12 protein-coding genes are annotated in these 18,977 nt (G+C 40.2%); 8 read left to right on the top strand and 4 right to left on the bottom strand.

What is annotated here, in order from left to right; all coding sequences use genetic code 11:
- The first annotated feature begins 99 nt into the window (after positions 1–99).
- From DESOR_RS21900 to DESOR_RS21885, 4 genes are all read left to right on the top strand, one after another.
- On the top strand, positions 100–1,218 hold the full coding sequence (locus DESOR_RS21900; protein WP_014186777.1) for a BMP family ABC transporter substrate-binding protein: 1,119 nt from the start codon (positions 100–102) through the stop codon (positions 1,216–1,218).
- Positions 1,219–1,349: 131 nt separating this feature from the next.
- On the top strand, positions 1,350–2,897 hold the full coding sequence (locus DESOR_RS21895; RefSeq protein ID WP_014186776.1) for an ABC transporter ATP-binding protein: 1,548 nt from the start codon (positions 1,350–1,352) through the stop codon (positions 2,895–2,897).
- Positions 2,878–3,963 (top strand): ABC transporter permease, encoded by a 1,086-nt coding sequence (locus DESOR_RS21890; protein WP_014186775.1) that lies wholly within the window; start codon positions 2,878–2,880, stop codon positions 3,961–3,963. Before DESOR_RS21895 ends, DESOR_RS21890 begins: the two co-directional genes overlap by 20 nt.
- Positions 3,960–4,892, top strand: a complete 933-nt coding sequence (locus tag DESOR_RS21885) for an ABC transporter permease (RefSeq protein ID WP_014186774.1) — start codon at positions 3,960–3,962, stop codon at positions 4,890–4,892. The genes DESOR_RS21890 and DESOR_RS21885 overlap by 4 nt, the downstream gene beginning before the upstream one ends.
- Positions 4,893–5,000: 108 nt before the next feature.
- On the opposite strand, the gene DESOR_RS21880 is transcribed toward DESOR_RS21885, so the two are convergent.
- The 3 genes from DESOR_RS21880 to DESOR_RS21870 all read right to left on the bottom strand — a co-directional run bounded on the left by DESOR_RS21880 (position 5,001) and on the right by DESOR_RS21870 (position 12,183).
- Positions 5,001–7,223 carry an acetyl-CoA hydrolase/transferase C-terminal domain-containing protein gene (locus DESOR_RS21880; RefSeq protein WP_014186773.1) on the bottom strand — a complete coding sequence of 741 codons (2,223 nt, stop codon included), beginning with the start codon at positions 7,221–7,223 and terminating at the stop codon, positions 5,001–5,003.
- 401 nt (positions 7,224–7,624) lie between these two features.
- On the bottom strand, positions 7,625–9,730 hold the full coding sequence (locus tag DESOR_RS21875) for an LTA synthase family protein (protein WP_014186772.1): 2,106 nt from the start codon (positions 9,728–9,730) through the stop codon (positions 7,625–7,627).
- A gap of 218 nt (positions 9,731–9,948) precedes the next feature.
- On the bottom strand, positions 9,949–12,183 hold the full coding sequence (locus tag DESOR_RS21870) for an acetyl-CoA hydrolase/transferase C-terminal domain-containing protein (RefSeq protein ID WP_014186771.1): 2,235 nt from the start codon (positions 12,181–12,183) through the stop codon (positions 9,949–9,951).
- Between the two features lie 295 nt (positions 12,184–12,478).
- Here DESOR_RS21870 and DESOR_RS21865 point away from each other — a divergent pair, with 295 nt between their 5' ends.
- Together DESOR_RS21865 and DESOR_RS21860 are read left to right on the top strand one after the other, a co-directional pair.
- Positions 12,479–12,955: a peptidoglycan-binding domain-containing protein gene (locus DESOR_RS21865; protein ID WP_242832385.1), complete on the top strand. Its 477-nt coding sequence runs from the start codon at positions 12,479–12,481 to the stop codon at positions 12,953–12,955.
- Positions 12,956–13,162: 207 nt separating this feature from the next.
- On the top strand, positions 13,163–14,035 hold the full coding sequence (locus tag DESOR_RS21860) for a radical SAM protein (RefSeq protein WP_014186769.1): 873 nt from the start codon (positions 13,163–13,165) through the stop codon (positions 14,033–14,035).
- A 168-nt stretch (positions 14,036–14,203) separates the two neighbouring features.
- Here DESOR_RS21860 and DESOR_RS21855 read toward each other — a convergent pair whose 3' ends face one another.
- Positions 14,204–15,592, bottom strand: coding sequence for an HAD family hydrolase (locus DESOR_RS21855; RefSeq protein WP_014186768.1), 1,389 nt, complete (start codon positions 15,590–15,592; stop codon positions 14,204–14,206).
- A gap of 261 nt (positions 15,593–15,853) precedes the next feature.
- Between DESOR_RS21855 and DESOR_RS21850 the strand changes: the two genes are divergently transcribed.
- On the top strand, positions 15,854–17,191 hold the full coding sequence (locus DESOR_RS21850; protein WP_014186767.1) for an ABC transporter substrate-binding protein: 1,338 nt from the start codon (positions 15,854–15,856) through the stop codon (positions 17,189–17,191).
- Between the two features lie 58 nt (positions 17,192–17,249).
- Entirely contained in the window at positions 17,250–18,971 is a 1,722-nt protein-coding gene (locus DESOR_RS21845) for a sensor histidine kinase (protein ID WP_148265311.1), read from the top strand.
- The last annotated feature ends 6 nt before the right edge of the window (positions 18,972–18,977 follow it).

Raw genomic sequence — 18,977 nt, 5'->3', positions numbered from 1 at the left:
TCTGGAAAGCTTTTCTTGTAACACAAGAGGAGGTGACAGTACTCAATCAACTACTTAAAAAATGAACGCAGAGAAAGAAAAAGGGAGGACATTATTGAGATGAACTTAAAAAGAAAAAGTGCAGCTTTTATCACTTTGCTTGTATCATTGCTGTTAGTTATTTCTGGCTGTGGTACAAAGTCTGCAGATACTGCAGCTCCTGCTGGTGATGCAGCCAAAGAAAAAATTAAAGTCGCATTTGTTTACGTGGGACCTGTCGGTGATGCTGGCTGGAGCTTTGCTCACGACCAAGGCCGTAAATACTTAGAAGAAAAAATTCCTGAAGTTGAGTCAACGATAATGGAATCCGTTCCCGAAGGAGCAGATTCCGAGCGTGTTATTACTCAGCTTGCTGAAAAAGGCAATAAAATTATCTTCACAACCAGTTTTGGCTACATGGATCCAACCATCAATGTTGCCAAAAACTATCCTGATGTAACCTTTATGCATAACTCAGGTTATAAAACAGCGGATAATGTCGGAACATATTTTGGCCGCATGTATCAAGCCCGCTATCTGACAGGGATCGTGGCAGGCAAAACAACTAAAAGCAACCTGATTGGTTACGTTGCAGCTATGCCGATTCCTGAAGTTATCCGCGGTATTGATGCCTTTACCCTCGGGGTTCGTTCTGTCAATCCCGATGCAAAAGTAAAAGTAGTTTGGACTAATACTTGGTATGATCCTGCCATGGAAAAAGATGCTGCTAAGAGCCTGCTGACAGCGGGTGCAGACGTTATTGCACAGCACCAAGACACACCTGGACCTATGCAGGCTGCTGAAGAAGCCGGCAAATATGGTATCGGCTATAATATGGATATGTCCAAAATGGCACCTAAAGCAGTATTGACCTCTGCAGTTTGGAACTGGGGTCCTTACTACGAGAAAGTTGTAAAATCTGTTATGGATAAGACCTGGAAAAGTGATCAATACTGGGGTCCTATGAGCGATGGTATTGTTGATATTGCTCCTTACGGCCCTATGGTCTCCGATGAAACCAAGCAGCTCGTAGCTGATGCTAAAGCAAAAATTGTCAGCAACAAATGGGATGTCTTTACCGGACCTATTAAAGATCAGACCGGAGCTGTAAAAGTTCCTGAAGGTCAAGTTATGTCCGATCAAGATATGCTTTCACTTGACTGGTTTGTTGAAGGGGTAGACGGAACCATCCCCAAATAAAATTCGGTTGACAAAATGTGCGTCTATACTGAGAATATGCTCTAAGGGTGACCTTAGAGCATATTCTCCGACTATTGCTGTTTTCATAATATTTTGCCGGAAATTGTTTAGTTGAATTGAGGGGGACTGAAATGAGCCAATCCCTAATCCAGTTAAAGGGAATTGTGAAAAAATTCCCCGGCGTGCTGGCTAATGATCATGTGGACCTTGACATAAATCCTGGTGAAATCCATGCAATCTTAGGGGAGAATGGATCGGGAAAAAGCACTTTAATGTCTGTACTGGCTGGTCTCTATAAGCCGGATGGCGGCCGGATTCTGATGGACGGAGTCGAGCAAAAATTCCGTTCCCCCAGAGATGCTATTGCTTGCGGTATAGGAATGGTTCATCAGCATTTTAAATTAGTTGAACCCTTTACAGTTGCTGAAAATATTACTTTAGGGGAAAAAGGTAACACATTTTTTCTTGCTAATAAAGAACTTAAAGCAAGAATTAATGAACTTGGCAAAAAATATGGTCTTGACATTAACTTAAATGCTAAAGTATGGCAGCTTTCTGTGGGAGAAAAGCAGAGAGTTGAGATTGTACGCATGCTTTATCGCGGCTCCAAGGTATTGATATTGGACGAACCCACTGCTGTATTGACTCCGCAGGAAGCAGGGGAGTTGTTCGAAAATCTGCGTCGAATGGCAGCTGCAGGATGTGCGGTAGTTCTTATCACTCATAAGTTAAATGAGGTTGAGGCGGTTGCAGATCGAGTTACCGTGTTACGACAGGGAAAGTTAGCTGGGGTACTGGAACGTGGCCAGATTAATGCCAAAGAAATGGTCCGCTTAATGGTTGGCAGAGCGGTGGCTTCGAAGTATGATCGAGACAATTCTCCTGTAGGGGAGGTCGTACTGGAACTAGATAAGGTAAATGCCTTTAATGACATGGGTCTTCCCTGCCTGCGTGAAATGACTCTATGTGTGCGGGAAGGAGAAATCTTTGGCTTGGCAGGTGTGTCTGGCAACGGACAACGGGAAATGGCGGAAGTTATTGCCGGTTTACGCCGAGTTGAGAGTGGGCAGGTTCGTTTAAACAGCAGGAATATAAGCAATCTCTCCCCCCGAACCATCATTGACCTAGGGGTTGCTTATGTGCCTGAAGACCGATTAGGTATGGGGCTGGTACCAGACCTGAATGCTTTAGAAAACCTTATCTTAAAAAACTACTATCAGCCTGAGTTCTCGGGACGTTGGCTCTTGAAATCCCAGGCGGTGCTAAGTAATGCTGAGAATTTGGTTAAACAATACCAAGTTAAGATATCGAGCTTACGGCAGCCTGTTAAAGTGCTGTCTGGAGGCAATCTGCAAAAACTGTTATTAGCTCGTGAAATTTCTAGCTCCCCTAAATTAATGGTGGTTATTTATCCGGCCCGAGGCTTAGATATCGGAGCGACTGAGGCTGTTCATAAATTACTTTTGGAATTGAAGATTCATAAAACTGCAATCTTGCTGATTTCAGAAGACCTTGATGAAATATTTAAATTAGCTGACCGTGTAGGGGTTGTCTTTGACGGCCGTCTAACTGGGGACTTTCCTGTGGAAGAAGCTGACTTAGAAGAAGTGGGATTCCTAATGACAGGTTCCAGTTCGGACAGAGAAAGGATGAACGCCAATGAACCGGCTCAGAATTAAGCTGGAAAAACGCCTGACGCCCTCGCCGGTAATGGTTTTAATCATACCTTTAATATCCGTACTGTTAGCCTTGCTGTTAGGGGCTCTTTTCTTGACCTTGACCGGGGAAAACCCTCTGGTTGTGTATTCATTAATGTTTTCAGACAGCTTAGGCTCCAAATACGGACTTACAGAGACCATGGTGAAAGCTATTCCCTTGATGTTAACTTCTTTAGGTATTTCCTTGGCCTTTAAGATGAAACTATGGAACATAGGTGCTGAAGGTCAGTTTTACATGGGAGCTATGGCTGCAGCTTGGCTGCCCCTAACCTATCCCTCACTGCCTGTTTACATTATGCTGCCGGGAATGATGGTCCTGGGCATGATCGCCGGAGGACTTTGGGCTTTCCTGACTGCAGTTCCAAGAGCGATTTGGAAAGTAAATGAGATTATTACAACCTTAATGCTTAATTATGTGGCAATTCTTTGGGTGGACTACTTAGTCTATGGGCCATGGAAAGATCCGGAGGGTTCCAATTTTCCAATAACAGCTACCTTTGCTGAGGCAGCAAGGCTGCCGGGATTGGGTAATTCTCGTATTCATGCGGGTTTATTTTTTGCCTTGGCTCTTGCTGTCATCTTAACGATTGTCTTCAACTATTCTCGTTGGGGTTACAGCATCAATGTGATTGGCTCTAGTGAAAAAGCTGCACGTTATGCGGGCATGAATATAAAACGCAATATTCTCATGGTAATGTTTCTAAGCGGCGCAATTTCTGGATTGGCCGGAATGACTGAAGTCAGCGGCATTATTGGCAAGCTGCAGCATGGCATTAGCCCGGGGTATGGCTATACAGGAATTATTATTGCTTGGCTGAGTAAACTCAATCCATTGGCAATCCTGATCGTCTCATTTTTGTTTGGGGCATTGCAAGTGGGAGGATATGCCGTACAGGTAGAGGGGGTACCCGCTGCAGTTGCCACTATGCTGCAGGGAGCAATTCTTTTCTTCGTCTTAGGAGGCGAAATCTTTACGAATTATCGATTTAAGCTGATGAGCCAGAAAGGAGAGGAATTAAACAAGTGAGTATCCAAGATTTCCTGATCCCTTTATTGGCGGCTTCAGTGATTGCAGGAACTCCCATTCTCTACGCTGCCCTTGGGGAAGTTATTACAGAACGGGCCGGAATCATCAACTTAGGTGTTGAAGGCATTATGCTCGTAGGTGCTGTAACAGGTTTTATGGCAGCAGTGAGCACAAGTAATCCTTGGATTGGCTTATTGGTCTCTATGGCGGCCGGAGGTGCGATTGCCGTCATTCATGCCTTCTTAACCATTACTTTAAGAGCAAACCAAGTGGTTAGCGGTTTGGCTCTTACCATTTTTGGGACAGGGTTTAGCGGCTACCTTGGCAAGGCTTATATAGGAATTCCTGTTCCCAAACCTTTTGATGTGGTCCCACTGGGCCCTTTGGCTGACATACCCTTTATTGGTCCGGTTTTTTTTCAGCATGACGCTTTAGTGTATATTAGCTATGCTTTGGTTATTCTAATATGGTATTTTATGTTCCATACCAGACCGGGTCTGAATCTTAGAGCATTGGGAGAAAATCCGGCAGCTATGGATGCTCTTGGCCTAAATGTCTTTGCTTTAAGATATATATATGTCATTACCGGCGGTGCATTAGGCGGGATAGGAGGAGCTTATTTGTCTTTAGCCTATGCTCCCAGCTGGTTAGAAAATATGACAGCAGGCCGAGGATGGATCGCAGTAGCTTTGGTCATCTTTGCTTTATGGAATCCCTGGAGAGCATTGTTGGGTGCCTATCTGTTTGGAGGAATTGATGCCCTTGGATTTCGCCTTCAGGTTTTAGGGATACAAATGTCTCCTTTTTTCCTAAAAATGCTGCCGTACTTGTTTACCGTTATCATTCTTGTCTTTGTCGTAGCTCGCCAGAAAGGGCGTCTGACAGCGCCTGGAGCTTTAGGGCTGGCCTATGATCGGGAAGAGAGGTAGTTATTTACAATAAGAATTAGGCAAAAAGTAATTATTCATAAAAACACATCTATAGTTTTAGCAGCAACTGCTAAAAACCATAGATGTGTTTCTCTTTGGGATAAATAATCAGCCTCTCATTTGATTTGAGATTTGAAGGGGGGGCTGAAGGGAAGGGTGAAGCAGATTAGCATTTCTTAAGGCAAATACAACGGTCTTCCTCATGAACTTCTCGTTCATCGTCGAGGGGTTGAGCAGTTTCATTCGCTCTAAGTACAATTGAGCGGATTCAGGGATTGGCCTAAACAACTCCAAAATCATTCCTCTCGTCATTTTAAGCCGGCTTCCCTTGGCTATCCCTTTTAAACCCTTAAGAGCTCCGGCAAGGGTTGCTTCAATGTCGGATAAATCAGTGCCAAAAGGAAATTGAGGAAATAATCCTTGAGATTGATACGGTTTAAGAAGATCGCGAATTTTTTGGGGAGTATTGTTACGATATTCTTCGGGAATTTCATAATCAATGGGTAATTTACCGGCCTTTTTTGCTTGTTCAACTAACTGGGGCTGAAACCTAGAGTCAGCGATGTTAATCATTTCGGCAATCACCTGCTTTTCAGGTTTGCTGCGAATATCGGCAATCCCATACTCAGTAACAACGATATCCTTCATATGTTTAGGTATTGAGCAATGGCCATAATTAAAGACAATATTGGACTTTACGCTTTTACCGGAACCTCTTGTACTCTTAATCATAATAATAACTCTGGAATCAGGAAGGACATGTCCCATAGCCACAAAATTATACTGTCCGCCGATGCCGCTGACCACCTGACCGCTTTCTAACTGATCAGAAGCAATTGCCCCATAAACACTGGCAACCATACCGGTATTGATAAAACGGGCATCTTTTCTCTGAAGTGTTCGCAGTTCTTCCTCGCCATAAAGCTGATTTACTTTCTCGACAGAGGACATTGCAAATAATTGCCGTTCTTCATCACTCATATTGTTGAGGGCATGATAGAATGCTTTAGGGCCTAAAAAGAAAGCCCCTAAAATTACGGTACCCTGAAGAAGTTTTTTGCCCAGAAGCTTTCGAATTTCCAGCCTGTTTTTCTCGTCATTGAGATCCGCCGAATAGCGAGTCTTTCCATCGAGAATCCAATAATTCTCATAGGACAAGCCATTTTTCAAAATTCCGAATTCAGTAAGGAAATCAAAATCTTTTTTCTTTAGTTTTTTATGCACTGCTTTTAGTTCAAGCAACTTATCAATAATGTCATCAGGTATGTTAGTGGGGTCGAGCTTTCCGGCATTAATGAGTTTCATCAAAGGGATACTGTCGAAGACTTTTCTCTTCAGTATTTTATTTTTATACATTTGCATAAAAGCATCGACAAACATTTCGGAGGAGCCATAAAGCCCTTTTTTGAAGGTGCCTGTATCCCCCCAACGGCTGATCAGGTCCTTATATCGCTTATTTATTCCAGCTTTATTCAGTATTTCCTGATATAAAGCGTTATGTTCGTTGCGCAAAATAAGCCCTGAAACGATTGCGTCACCCAGGGCGCCAATTCCCACTTGAATTGTGCCGCCATCTTTAATTAAGGGGCTGACATTAATTCCAATCATATGATCCGTAAGAGCTACAGAATCTTTAGGAGGGCAGAAAAGTTCATAATCGTATTGGGGGCCTTTGAGAATCATGTCATAGGTTTCTGCTTCGACTACGGCATCTCCATACATGAAAGGCATATTTTTATTGGCTTCTCCGATGATGGCTATTTTGCGCCCGCTAGCTCGCATTTCTTTCATTTTGCGTACGGCTTCGAGAGATATGTCCGTGTTACATGCCATGGAATAGAGGGTTTTTCCCTTAATCTCCTTATAACCAATGAGCTCACCAAACACATTCGTGCCTAAAGCTATAGCATCACGTACAACATGAGTATAGTGAGAGGATAAGTGAAGTTGTTGGGCCATTGGATTATTTAACATGCTTCCAGCTTTAGAATAGAATTCATAAAGTTCTACATTTTTAGGGAGGGTTCCTGCTCTGAAATCATACATGTAGTCAAATTCAGGAACCCCGGTAAAAACTCTGTCCAGGATAGGCTGCATCAGCCGTTTTTCAAGTTCAGAACCAGCCTTAGGTATTTCCAGTGAAAGAGCTGTAATAATTTTGAGTTTCATTTCCGGGTCCTTTTTGGCTCGTCTGTAAAGCTCATTAATAAACTGAACGGGCTTGCCTAGAGCAAGAGTCATGGCAAAGGTTATATCTTTGCCAATATAATGAATAACTTCATCGACGCATTTCGCTACATCGTCATAGATCATTCCCGAGTTTTCTTTCATTGAATAGTCACCTGCCATTTCAACAAATTCCAGAAAAATGAGAGCATCTCCAGACTGACTGTTACTCTACCGATGAACCTTTTCTATGCTACCCCCCAATCTAAAATTAAGATGCAATAGTTTTTGACGTTTAAGGGCTCATCAGTAACTAACGACTAATATAAATTTACCTGAATGAGAGTTCATTCAGGTAAATTTTATCATATTTAAGAGAGGATTGTAAGAATAATAATCTAAATTGTCCATATTTTTATATTATTACAACTTATCAAACAAAAGTGTTAAACTTACTGAAAAGGTTTGGCAGATAGAATTATTTTCACGTAAAAAAATTCCCTAAGAGGAAATGATCCTCTTAGAGAATTCTGGAAACCATAGTGCAATTCAATTGAACTATCAATTTATGGTGAGAATGACGCCATCTTGAAAATATTGGATTCAGAAATGACATGCCCCATACTATCGGCCAATTTCAACTTAATTTCAAGGTCTTCTGAGCTTTTCTTCATACCTTCAGGTAAGCTAATTGAAATACGAGTTGGATTTTCAAAGGTAGATTGAACAACCTGACCGTTGACATAGACTTGATCCTCTTCCGTAAAATTTTCCCCTTCCAGTTCAATTACCCCAGTATGGGGAGAAGCTGCACTAACGATGAGGGGAGGACCGTCGCCATATACGTAGTCACTGTTAATTGGCGGCTTGTGGTCAGGTCTAAACTGATAAGCATACTCATCACCAAAAAGAAGGTCATATTGAAGCAATTGGTAATCAGTGATATCCGTTTCTGATATTTTCTCCTTCTCCATATGATGATTATTAATGATGACACTGGAGCCTTTTGCGGAAAGGGTGCTTAAAAAGTCTGTGGTTAATGTTCCTGCTTTCTCAGCACGTTTCAAAACATAGGAACCAAGAAAGTTGGATGACAGGCGAAGCTTATCTTTTTTATCTGAGAAGTTGTCCCAAACCACAAATGGGACACTGTGCATATTCAGATAATCCTCATAGGTGATCTCATCTTGAAAATAATGAGCTTCTTTGTAAACATCATAGTTAGTTCCAAGCATTGGAAGATGATCCCCAAAGAACACAACAATGGAGGGCTGATTTATTTGCTCTAATCCTTGAATCAAGAGCTTGAGAGATTGATCAACATCTGAAATTGTTTCTGTATAGTTCTCTAAGATGGCTTTAGAATCTTTTGTTAAGTTTCCGCTGGTTGTTATACGATGTTCCGTTTCCTCTGAGGAGTAAGGTCCGTGGGCCTGCATAGAAACGGCATAGATAAAATCAGGTTTATCCGTTTTTTGGATTTCATCAAGAATCCGCTTGGATAGCTCAGTATCGCGAATATATTGACCATTATACTCCGGATTATTAAAAAACTCTTTGCTAATAAACTTATTGAAGTCGAAGTATTTATAAACATTGTTTCGCCCATAAAACCAGTTATCATAAGTATGGATGGCTGCAGTCTCATATCCCTGTTGATTTAGTGCGGTTGGTAAGGCTTCAATAGGTTTTCGCACATATTCCACATAAGGAATGACACCTCTGGGGAGAAATTGAGTTGATAAACCTGTCAAGACTTCAAATTCTGTGTTGGCAGTGCCTCCGCCATAAACCGGAGATAACATTATTCCTTGGGTTTGAGTTTTTTGCAGATAGTGAAAATAAGGAATGGGATCTTCGCTAAAGGAGACTTCTTTTAACAGTGTGGGGTCCCAAAAAGCCTCACTCATGACAAAAATTATGTTAGGCTTAAAGTTAGGGTCAACGGTATAGCTTGGTTTAGCCTGGTCAATGATCTGTTGAATAGCATCTTGTTGATAATTATTAGGCGGTTCAACGGCCAGATAGGTTGTATTGAGGATAAAGCCCAGAAGCATGCCGTTTTCGTCGTAGTTCAACTTTTGGCTCCAGTTAATCTGCTGGAGGGAAAAACTCTTTTCTAAAGAGATTGTCCCTGTATAAAAGGAAAGAAGTATGACAAGAGACAAGACAGAGGGGGCAAGCTTTCCCCGCCAGCGGAAATTTTCCTTTGGAATTAAGAAAATACATCCCAAAAGAATAAGGGTTATGATGCCAATGAGCAAAAGAGGCATAAATTGAACATTACCGTCGATGGCTTTAGAGATACTCATAGCTTCTTTGCTGAGAATGAGATCCCAAGGCAGCAGGGGTTCCCCTCTGAGAATTAACTTTTCTCGGCTTATGAAACCGACTATTGAGAAAAAAGACAGGAATAATACCCCTATCCCGGTATAAATCTTACGATGCAGAATATAGAACAAATTGATAAATCCGAACATCAAGACATAGCTAAGGGCAAATTGTTTTGGATATTGCCTTATCCAGTGAAGTGTGTCAAATATATTTCCCCGATAGGTAGCATCCAAAGCAAACAGCATCGATAAAGGGAGACCCATGACTAAACATATATTCAGAAGTCTATTATCCAGCTTGAAGTTTGGTGTATTTTGAGAAATCCTTTGTAGTAACATTTATCCCCCTAAAATATCTTAATTGTGATTTGAACCTAAAACAACCTGATATATTATATCAAGTTTTTTTATTCAATATAGGTTACAAATGTTAAGAATTTGTTAAGGGACTCAGCTGGGCTTGTTTGTAAGCATAACGAAAACATCAGCTCGCTTCCAGCTTGGTAGGGAAGAAGCTGATGTTTACTAACAAATGGATGAATGTAGAAATGACAGGTTTATAGTGATTGAGTATTTCTGACTTGATTGTTAATGTGTTCTGGCAGAGGATGGAGATTTTTAAGAAGACTGTTATTTCTCAAAGCAAAAACGACCAATTTCCGCATAACGCGTTCTTGTACTGAGGAAGCCTTATGGAGTTTCAGTCTCTTCATGTAGGGATAGGCTGAGGCGGGAATAGGTCTTGTGAATTCTTTGATTATCCCGCTGACCAATTTGAAACGGTTGCCAGTCGAAAGCTTTTTTAAACTCTTAAGAGCTCCTCCCAGAGCTATTTCTGTCTCTGTTAAATCCGTATCAAAGGGGAAGGGCCGGAAAACTCCTTGGGATTGATAAGGTTTAAGAAGAGCGGTGATTTTCTCTGGGGTATTATGTCGGTATTCTTCGGGAATTTCATAATCCGGGGGTATTTTTCCCGCTTTTTTTGCCTGTTCAAGAAGTTGTTTTTGGAAACGAGAATCAGCGATATTAATGAGCTCAGCAATCACTTGTTTTTCAGGTTTACTGCGGACGTCGGCAATTCCGTATTCAGTTACAATGATATCCCTAAGGTGTTTTGGTACCGAGCAATGGCCATATTTGAAAACAATATTTGATTTAAGAGTTTTGCCGTAACCTTTAGTGCTTTTAATCATCATAATGACTCGGGCATCAAGCAGGGCATGCCCCATGGCTACAAAATTATATTGACCGCCTATTCCGCTGATAACGCGGCCATCCTCAAGCTGATCGGAAGCAATAGCACCAAGGACGGTGGCAATCATTCCCGTATTGACGAAACGTGCATCTTTTCGCTGTAAAGTTCGTAATTCTTCTCCGCCGTACAATTGGTTAACCTTCTCAACTCCAGACATGCCGAAAAGTTTTCGTTCTTCTTCACTCATGTCATTAAGAGCTTGATAAAATGCCTTGGGTCCGACGAAAAATGCGCCTATGATTACTTGGCCCCCGAGTAATTCTTTGCCCAGCAAATGGCGGATCTCAAGGCGATTTTTTTCGATGCTTAAATCGGCAGAATATTGGGCAGTTTCATCAAAGATGAAGCCCTTTTCGAATCGAAGCCCTTGTTTTAAGATTCCAAAATCAACCAGAAACTTGAAGTCGTCTTCGCTAAGATTAGGATGAATTCCTTGGATTTCTATGAGCTGATCGATTATGTCGGAGGGGATGTGCTCAGGGGTCAGTTCCCCGGAATTGATGAGCTTCATCAGAGGGATACTCTCAAAGACTCTCCTTTTTAGAATCCCGCTTTTATACATTTGCATAAAGGCATCAACAAACATTTCTGAAGAACCATAAAGCCCCTTCCTGAAAACACCGGTTCCGCCCCATTCAGCAATTAAATTTCCGTAGCGTTTGTTAATTCCTGTTTTCTCTAAAACTTCCTGATACAAGGGATTTTGTTCATTGCGCATGATTAGGCCGGAAACAATTGCGTCACCCAGGGCGCCAATCCCCACTTGAATGGTTCCTCCATCTTTAATTAAAGTACTGACATTAATACCGATCATATGATCCGCAAGAGCAACGGGGTCTTTAGGAGGGCAAAATAACTCATAGTCAAATTGTGGACCTTCAAGAATTATGTCATAGGAATCAGCTTCAACAACAGCGTCTCCATACATGAAGGGCATATTTTTGTTTGCTTCTGCAATGATGGCTACTTTTTTCCCCTGAGCCCTGAGAGCTTTTAAATTTTGTATAGCTTCAAGACCTACATCTGTATTACAACTCATAGAGTACATCATCTTACCGTTAATTTCCCGGAACCCAACCAATTGGGCGAAGACGTTGCCACCTAAGGCTAAAGCGTCACGATTAGCATGAGTATAGTTGCTTGCTAAGTGGTTCTGCTGAGCGACGGGGTTGTTCAAATATCCCCCGGCTTTAGAGAAAAATTCATAGATTTCAACATTTTTGGGGAGCTTCCCGGCCCTAAAATCCAGCATAAAGTCAAACTCAGGAACTCCTGCAAAGACTCTGTCAGCTAAAGGCCCTAAAAAACGTCTTTCCAAGTCCGTATGCCCTTTTGGCTTTTCGAGAGTGAGAGCGGTTATTATCGTTAGCTTTAGTTCTGGGTCTTCCTTAGCCCGACGATAGAGTTCATTAATGAAGAGTACAGGCTTCCCTAAGGCCAGAGGCATACTAAAAAAGATCTCTTTGCCAATATAATGGATAATCTCATCAACACACTTTTTTACGTCATTAATAACTGTTCCCGGCTTTACATTCATGTTATAGTCGCCTGCCATTTCGTAATAATTTGGTTGAAATCGAGTATGCGCTGCTATAAAGAAATGCTCGAGATTCTTTCACCTGACTTTTAAGTATGTATCGATAGGGTAAATATGACTCAAATTCAACCGAAAATGAACCTTAATTCACTTAATTGAATATTATCATAAATCGGATTATATTGTATATACCGATAAATTAAAATAATATAAAAAATTTAGATTATTTTAGCAAAAATCTGAAGTACCACTTCAACGAGGTATACATATGCTAAGAAAAAAGGAGGGCATTGAATTGCATAACAGAAATGTCATTAAAGGACAATACCATTGTCCTTTGCTAAAAAAAGGTTCCTCCGGTGCAAGTGTAAAAAAAATGCAAATCAAGTTAATAGCTGCTGGATATGCCCCTGGAAAAATTGACGGTATCTTTGGGCCCCTTACGGAATCCGCTGTTCTTGCATTTCAAAAAAACTGCGGTCTAGTGCAAGATGGTATTGTCGGAAAAATGACTTGGACAGCCTTAGGAGTAAGCTGTGAGAAACCGCCAGAGAATCATTGTCCTACTCTTGCTCAAGGTAATACCGGTCCAGCTGTAGTGAAGCTGCAAGGCCTTTTAAAGACGAAAGGATTTTACAAAGGAAATATCGATGGAATCTTTGGACCACTTACAAAATCTGCTGTTCTCGCGTTTCAGGCAACAATGGGTCTTGTCCAGGATGGAATCGTAGGCAGAAAAACTTGGAGTGCTTTGGGAGTCATTTGTTGGTAACAGGCATACATTAATTAAAATCACCTCTCAAATTAAGTTTGATTTGAGGGGTGTCATTATTAAGGTGTATTTACTATACTTTTTTCTAAGATTAATTAGCTTAATTAAGCAGGGAATATCTAGGTGTTCGTGTAATTTAGACTAAGAAAAAATTTTTAATATGCAAATGCATATTTTTTAGTTGAGTGGTTGAAAGGAGTTGGAGACATGCGTTACGAAGGAACGGTTTATCGTCCCCCTAGCGAAGCGGACAGCTTACTTATCCAAGCAACCATCGGCTGTCCTCATAATCAATGCACATTTTGTGGGATGTATCGCAAGACAAAATTCCGCATTCGGTCTGTGGCGGAAATCAAAGAGGATTTGCGAGAAGCGCGAAATTATTTTGGAAATGATGTTCAGTCCGTTTTTTTTCCTGACGGGAATACTATTTTAATGAAGACGGATCAACTCGCTGCGATTCTCGATTATGCCAATCAATTATTTCCTCAATTAAAAAGAATGACGGTCTATGGCTCAGCACAGTACTTTAAGCTGAAAAAGCAGAATGAATTTCATCGTTTGAGAAATGCCGGCTTAACTCGTATTCACTCTGGTATGGAGAGCGGAGATGATGAAACTCTTCGTAATATAAATAAAGGATGTACATCAATAGAAATCATTGAGGAAGGTTGTAAAGTTAAAGAAACAGGTATTGAACTGAGTGAATACATTTTGATAGGGATTGGCGGTCGTGAAAGGACAAAGCAGCATGCTTTAGAAAGTGCCCGAGTACTTAATGCATTAACTCCGGATTTTGTAAGATTGCGTACTTACGTTCCTTGGCTAGGTACTCCTCTTTATGAAGATTATCAACAAGGAAGGTTCCATCTGTTAAGCCCTCACGAAGCTATCAAAGAAACCCACCTTTTGGTAGCGAACTTAACGGGCAGTTTTCAACTATATAGTGATCATGTCTCGAATTTTGCTTGGGTCAACGGAAATATCCCCAAGGATAAACCCGATATTTTAGAAACCTTGGAACAGCTTACAAAAGTTCCTGAAGATAACTTCCGACAAGTAGATTCACGATTTCTTTAACAGTTGATCAAAAGATAGATTGGTATTGGGAAACTCAAAATGGTGGGTTTTCTTTTCTTGAGTTCTTTGAGACTGATTTCTAAAACAATTGACAAAATGTATAAAAAAGAAAATCTCTAGAAGCCATTATTAGGTTCTAGAGATTTTCTTTTTATTAAAGTGGTTTTCTTACTTTAGTAAGACAGGTTCACTTTTCCCGAGTTTAATCGTTTTTTCATTAGGAATCCAGGTGCCTGTATTTTCATTTCTTCCTTGTAGAAGTATAAAGGGGTAAGGACAACCTATTTGAGAGGCAGCACTGACACACAATTCCCTAATAGTTCCGCTTTTCAATCGATTAATGATGACCACCATTTTTACGGGAGGCAAGTGATTGATTCTGTAGACATCATTGTAACCTGATAAATCTGTCATCATTTCATAATCACCGTCGCTGTCACCGATAATCATTATAGGATTGATTCCTTTTTCCTGGACTAAGAGGTTATTAATGTTAACAGCTTTGCCATGTTTGGCATTGATCGCATAAGTATCAGGATCGGGAATAGTGGATAAATATCGTCCATGGTTGTCTAAATTAAGACGCATTCCAATGACATGATCAGCCGGTACATTATAGCCATACTTAGGATTAGAGGCAAATCCTCGAATAACACCGTCGAGGGAAGCTGTAGAAATATAGACATCAATACCATTTTCTCGCAGGGTTGTCATTAAATCCTTTATTTCTTGTGTGGCTCTTAATCCTTGTCTAAAATAGTTTCCTAGTTCAGGATTACTATTCTTTATAATTCCTGCTTCTCCAGGCAAGTTACTATCAAAATAAACATTTTTAATGTCTTGTAAAGCTGCATAGTCTACGGCTTCGGATACTAAATTCCCGAGCTCTGCAGGAGTATAGCCTGTGAAAAAGTTCAGGAGCCAAGTCCAGGATATATCATACCCAAAGGTGATATCCATAGCACTATAGGTAAACCAAAATTTAGCTTCAAAGTCTTTGAGCTGCTCCGTTTCTTTGATCTCAGCTAAGGTCATGTCATGAGCAGCATTGGGATTTAACCCTCGATAATTATCCCAGAAAAACTGGTAATCATTGCAAACATCGTTGGCGATCTTAGTGATGTTTACGGGCTGTCCTTCTTCATTAAGATAAGGGGCCAGGAAATCAGTTTCCGGTATGGATGCGTTATTACCACTGGTAAAAGCAATCCTGAATTGTTCGGGAGTCATTTTATACTTTAAATTCTCCAACTGATAGATCAGGGTGCTTTCCTCTGTGTCTGCGTAAACACAAGTATTGTCCCAGTCAAAGACAACATAGGGTTTTTGATTGGGATTGTAATCCGAACTGTTGAGACCATTGCTTTGAATCAGACGCTGCAGGGCTTGCCGAGTTGCAGGCGCCCAGTTACCCTTATCTAGGATTTTTAGGTTGGTTAATTGAGTTGAAGTGTCTTCAGAAGCCAGAGCTGGGTTTAGGTTAACGGTTGATAACGCCATGACTAAACATACGATTAAGGAAATTGAGAATTTGCTTAACCAGTTCTTCTTAAACATGGATCAACACTCCTTTATAATTGAATCCTTTAATGCCACATAAATACTGTTTCCTATTATCTCCTTTCATAGATTTTACAGCAAGAATATTACACAGCAATAGTATAGCAGTGGCCGAATATTCTTTAAATTACCAATTGTTAACTTAAGTTATAAATTATTAACTTAAGATTCTTTATTATCTTTAATAATTTGAAAAATACTGTACAATAAATTTTGAGAAATAAATATTGACACAGCACTCTGAGAGGGGATGAATCTGTGCCCTATACACGGTCAAAAAGCATAACCTTGTTATGTTTAATCATCTTAATCGGATTTTTTCTCGTTGCTTGTGTGCATGAACCCATTGGACAAGCAGAAAAAGAAGAAGAAGCCACAGAGATAGAATTTTGGTATGGGTTAAGCGGCCACATTGGAGAGGTTATGAAAGAGTTTATCAATGAGTACAACAACCTGCAAAAGGAGGTGACAGTAGTAGGAGTTGCTCAGGGAAACTACGAAAAAACAGCTCAAGCGTTAAGAGCCGCCATTGTTAGGAGGAAACCCCCGGCGGTGGTGTTGCTGGAAGATCAAAGAATGCAATTCTTCGCCAATGTCGGTGCTTTAAGTCCCTTAGATTCTTTAATTGAACACGAGCCTAATTTTCATAAAGAGGATTTTGTTGATTCTTTTATTCAACAAGGAGAATTTAATGGTCATATTTACGCTTTGCCTGCTTATGGTACGACACAAGTTCTATATTATCGTAAAGACATCTTTAAATTAGCTGGTATTAAGCCTGAATCCTTAAATACCTGGGAAGAGCTGGCCAAGGCTGCTAATAAGTTGACTATCAAAAACAACCAAGAAGTTTTAGTTTATGGATGGGAACCGATTCAGGGACCTGAGGATCTCATCGATGCAGCCATCAGCAGGGGAGGAACATTTCTAAGCCCTGACGGCAAAACTGTTCTCATTGATGAGCCAGCTTGGATCGATTCATGGGAGTATTTTCGTAAGGCAATTAATGAAGATAAAATTATGAAGGTTAATTATGGAGGAGAAGGCTGGGAGTACTGGTACGCAACTATTCATGATGTTTTGCAGGGGAGGGCTGCCGGTTATACCGGCTCCAGCGGTGATCAGGGTGAACTGGATTTTAGTATTATAGGAGCACATGTTCAACCTGGTTGGGAAGGATATGACGGATTTCCTCGTGCTGTTGCTCATGCTCGCGCTCTATGTATCCCGCAAAGTGTTTCTCAAGATCAAAAAGAGGCAGCCTTTGCCTGGATCAAGTATCTGACAAGTTCAGAAGTGACTGCGCGATGGTCTATTAAAACAGGTTATTTGCCTGTAAGAAAATCTGCCATGCAGACTGAGAGCTTTCAGAGGTTTGCCAACCATAGCCCTCAGATCATGGTTCCTTATGAGCAGACTAAAATAGCGACAAAAGTATTTTATGATCCTACAGGAGGAAAAATTTACGAGGCATTAAAGGTTGCAGCAGAAAAAGTAGAAATTCAAAATGTCTCTGCGGAGACTGCTTTAAAAGAAGCTAAAGAAACTTCTCAGTTAGAATTAGAAAAAGTGCTTGCCGGGGGGGATTACCATTAGACTTCCTAAGGTTAAGCATATTAGAGTAAGAATTGCCTTGTATTTTTCTAGTATTATCGTGATTATTATTTTGGCCATCGCCAGTTCCATCAGCTGGGTTTACAATAAAAAGCTCATTGAACAAACAGGAACCATAGCCGATCAAAAAATGCAGATTATCACAATGGACATGGATAAGGAGATAGCCACAATACTAGGAATTTGTGATAATCTTCGTGATAATGAAGAGTTACAACAATTAATGAATCTAGAAGATGAGACTTTTTGGAACGACTACTCTACAATGAAAAAAATCTCTGATATTTTGCAGAAAAGTGTTTATGCTTACACTTCAGTGACCTCGATTTTTGCTACTAATTTAGATAAACAAATTTGTGATCCTTTATATCAGATATATCCCTATCGTGAAATCATAGCTGATTATAAGGATTTCGATGAGTTTATTGCCTCAGGAAAGTTTAACGCTTTTTCTGCTCCAACCAACTTCCCCAATCGATTAGACAGCATTAATGACATTGAAAAATCTGAGATAACGTTTTTCAGCCAATATATGAGCAATTACAATTTTAAGCTATTTGGTTATCTATTAATTAATATCAATAAAGAGCAGCTATTTAGAGATGTAAGTCAAACTCACAAGAAGGTGTTTGATTTTACCTACATCATTGATGAAAAGAATGAAGTAATTAATAAATTTGGCACTCCTCTGCAAGAGGATGATATAATCCGAGCCTTTGGGTCTCGAGACGGCAAAAACCATGAAATCCTTGAGATCAATGGAGAGGAATACTATCTTATCCGCCAATCTCTCAGCGCTTATCCGGATTGGAAAATTATCGGAGGAATAGCTTATGGCAAGGTTAAAAAAGATTCAACGTTGATTTTAAATATTGTCTACATTATTGGGATATTTAGTGTCTTGGCTGGCATTTTTATAGCCTATTTGTTAGCGAAAAAAATAACAGACCCAATCATTGAAATTAATAGAGCTATGACTCAGTTTGAAGAGAGGAAATGGCCTCGCCATTTGAATGCTAATACAGAGGATGAACTGAAGAGTCTCGTTCATGGATTTAATCATATGGTGGATCAAGTTAAGGCTTTATTGGAGCAAGTGCATAAAGAGCATGAAGAAAAGATCAAAGTTGAAGTTAATAGTTTAGAGTTAAGACTTGAATTGTTGCAGGCTCAAATCAATCCTCATTTTATTCACAACACCTTAAATGCTGTCAAATATCTAGCATTACTCAAAGGGGCAGAGGATATTAGAGAGATTATTCATTCCTTTAATTTATTGCTGCGAGCCAGTATATCAGAGGCGAGGGATTTTGTTTCAATTAATGAAGAATTGGAACTTGTAGACAGCTATATTAACATTCAACGTTATCGTTATGATAACGATTTTCAAGTTCTATATAACCTGGATGATTGTCTTGAAAGAACTCAGATTCCTAAACTTATTCTTCAACCCATTGTAGAGAATTCTCTCTTTCATGGGATTATTCCCAAAGACCGCAAAGGAACTATAAAAATCAGCATCTTTGCAGTTCGTGACAAGATATTAATCAGTGTGATTGATGATGGAGTTGGCATTGAAAGCGACAAATTAGAATCTATTTTCAGTGAAAATCTTCTCCAAAATTCCAATAAGGGTTTTAACAACATAGGGTTAAAGAATATTAATACTCGTTTGAAATTGTATTATGGTGATGATTATACCCTACAAATTGAGAGCAGCGTTGGAAAAGGCACTTGTGTTTGGTTTTATATCCCTAAATAAACGTTA

The organism is Desulfosporosinus orientis DSM 765, assembly GCF_000235605.1.
In the GTDB taxonomy this organism is placed as follows: Bacteria; Bacillota; Desulfitobacteriia; order Desulfitobacteriales; family Desulfitobacteriaceae; genus Desulfosporosinus; species Desulfosporosinus orientis.
This window is presented reverse-complemented; position numbering and strand designations above follow the sequence as displayed.

Coding starts and splice junctions, on each gene's coding strand:
- DESOR_RS21875 (WP_014186772.1), bottom strand. CDS start 9,730: ATGTTACTACAAAGGATTTCTCAAAATACACCAAACTTCAAGCTGGAT.
- DESOR_RS21855 (WP_014186768.1), bottom strand. CDS start 15,592: ATGTTTAAGAAGAACTGGTTAAGCAAATTCTCAATTTCCTTAATCGTA.
- DESOR_RS21860 (WP_014186769.1), top strand. CDS start 13,163: ATGCGTTACGAAGGAACGGTTTATCGTCCCCCTAGCGAAGCGGACAGC.
- DESOR_RS21900 (WP_014186777.1), top strand. CDS start 100: ATGAACTTAAAAAGAAAAAGTGCAGCTTTTATCACTTTGCTTGTATCA.
- DESOR_RS21895 (WP_014186776.1), top strand. CDS start 1,350: ATGAGCCAATCCCTAATCCAGTTAAAGGGAATTGTGAAAAAATTCCCC.
- DESOR_RS21890 (WP_014186775.1), top strand. CDS start 2,878: ATGAACCGGCTCAGAATTAAGCTGGAAAAACGCCTGACGCCCTCGCCG.
- DESOR_RS21880 (WP_014186773.1), bottom strand. CDS start 7,223: ATGAAAGAAAACTCGGGAATGATCTATGACGATGTAGCGAAATGCGTC.
- DESOR_RS21870 (WP_014186771.1), bottom strand. CDS start 12,183: ATGAATGTAAAGCCGGGAACAGTTATTAATGACGTAAAAAAGTGTGTT.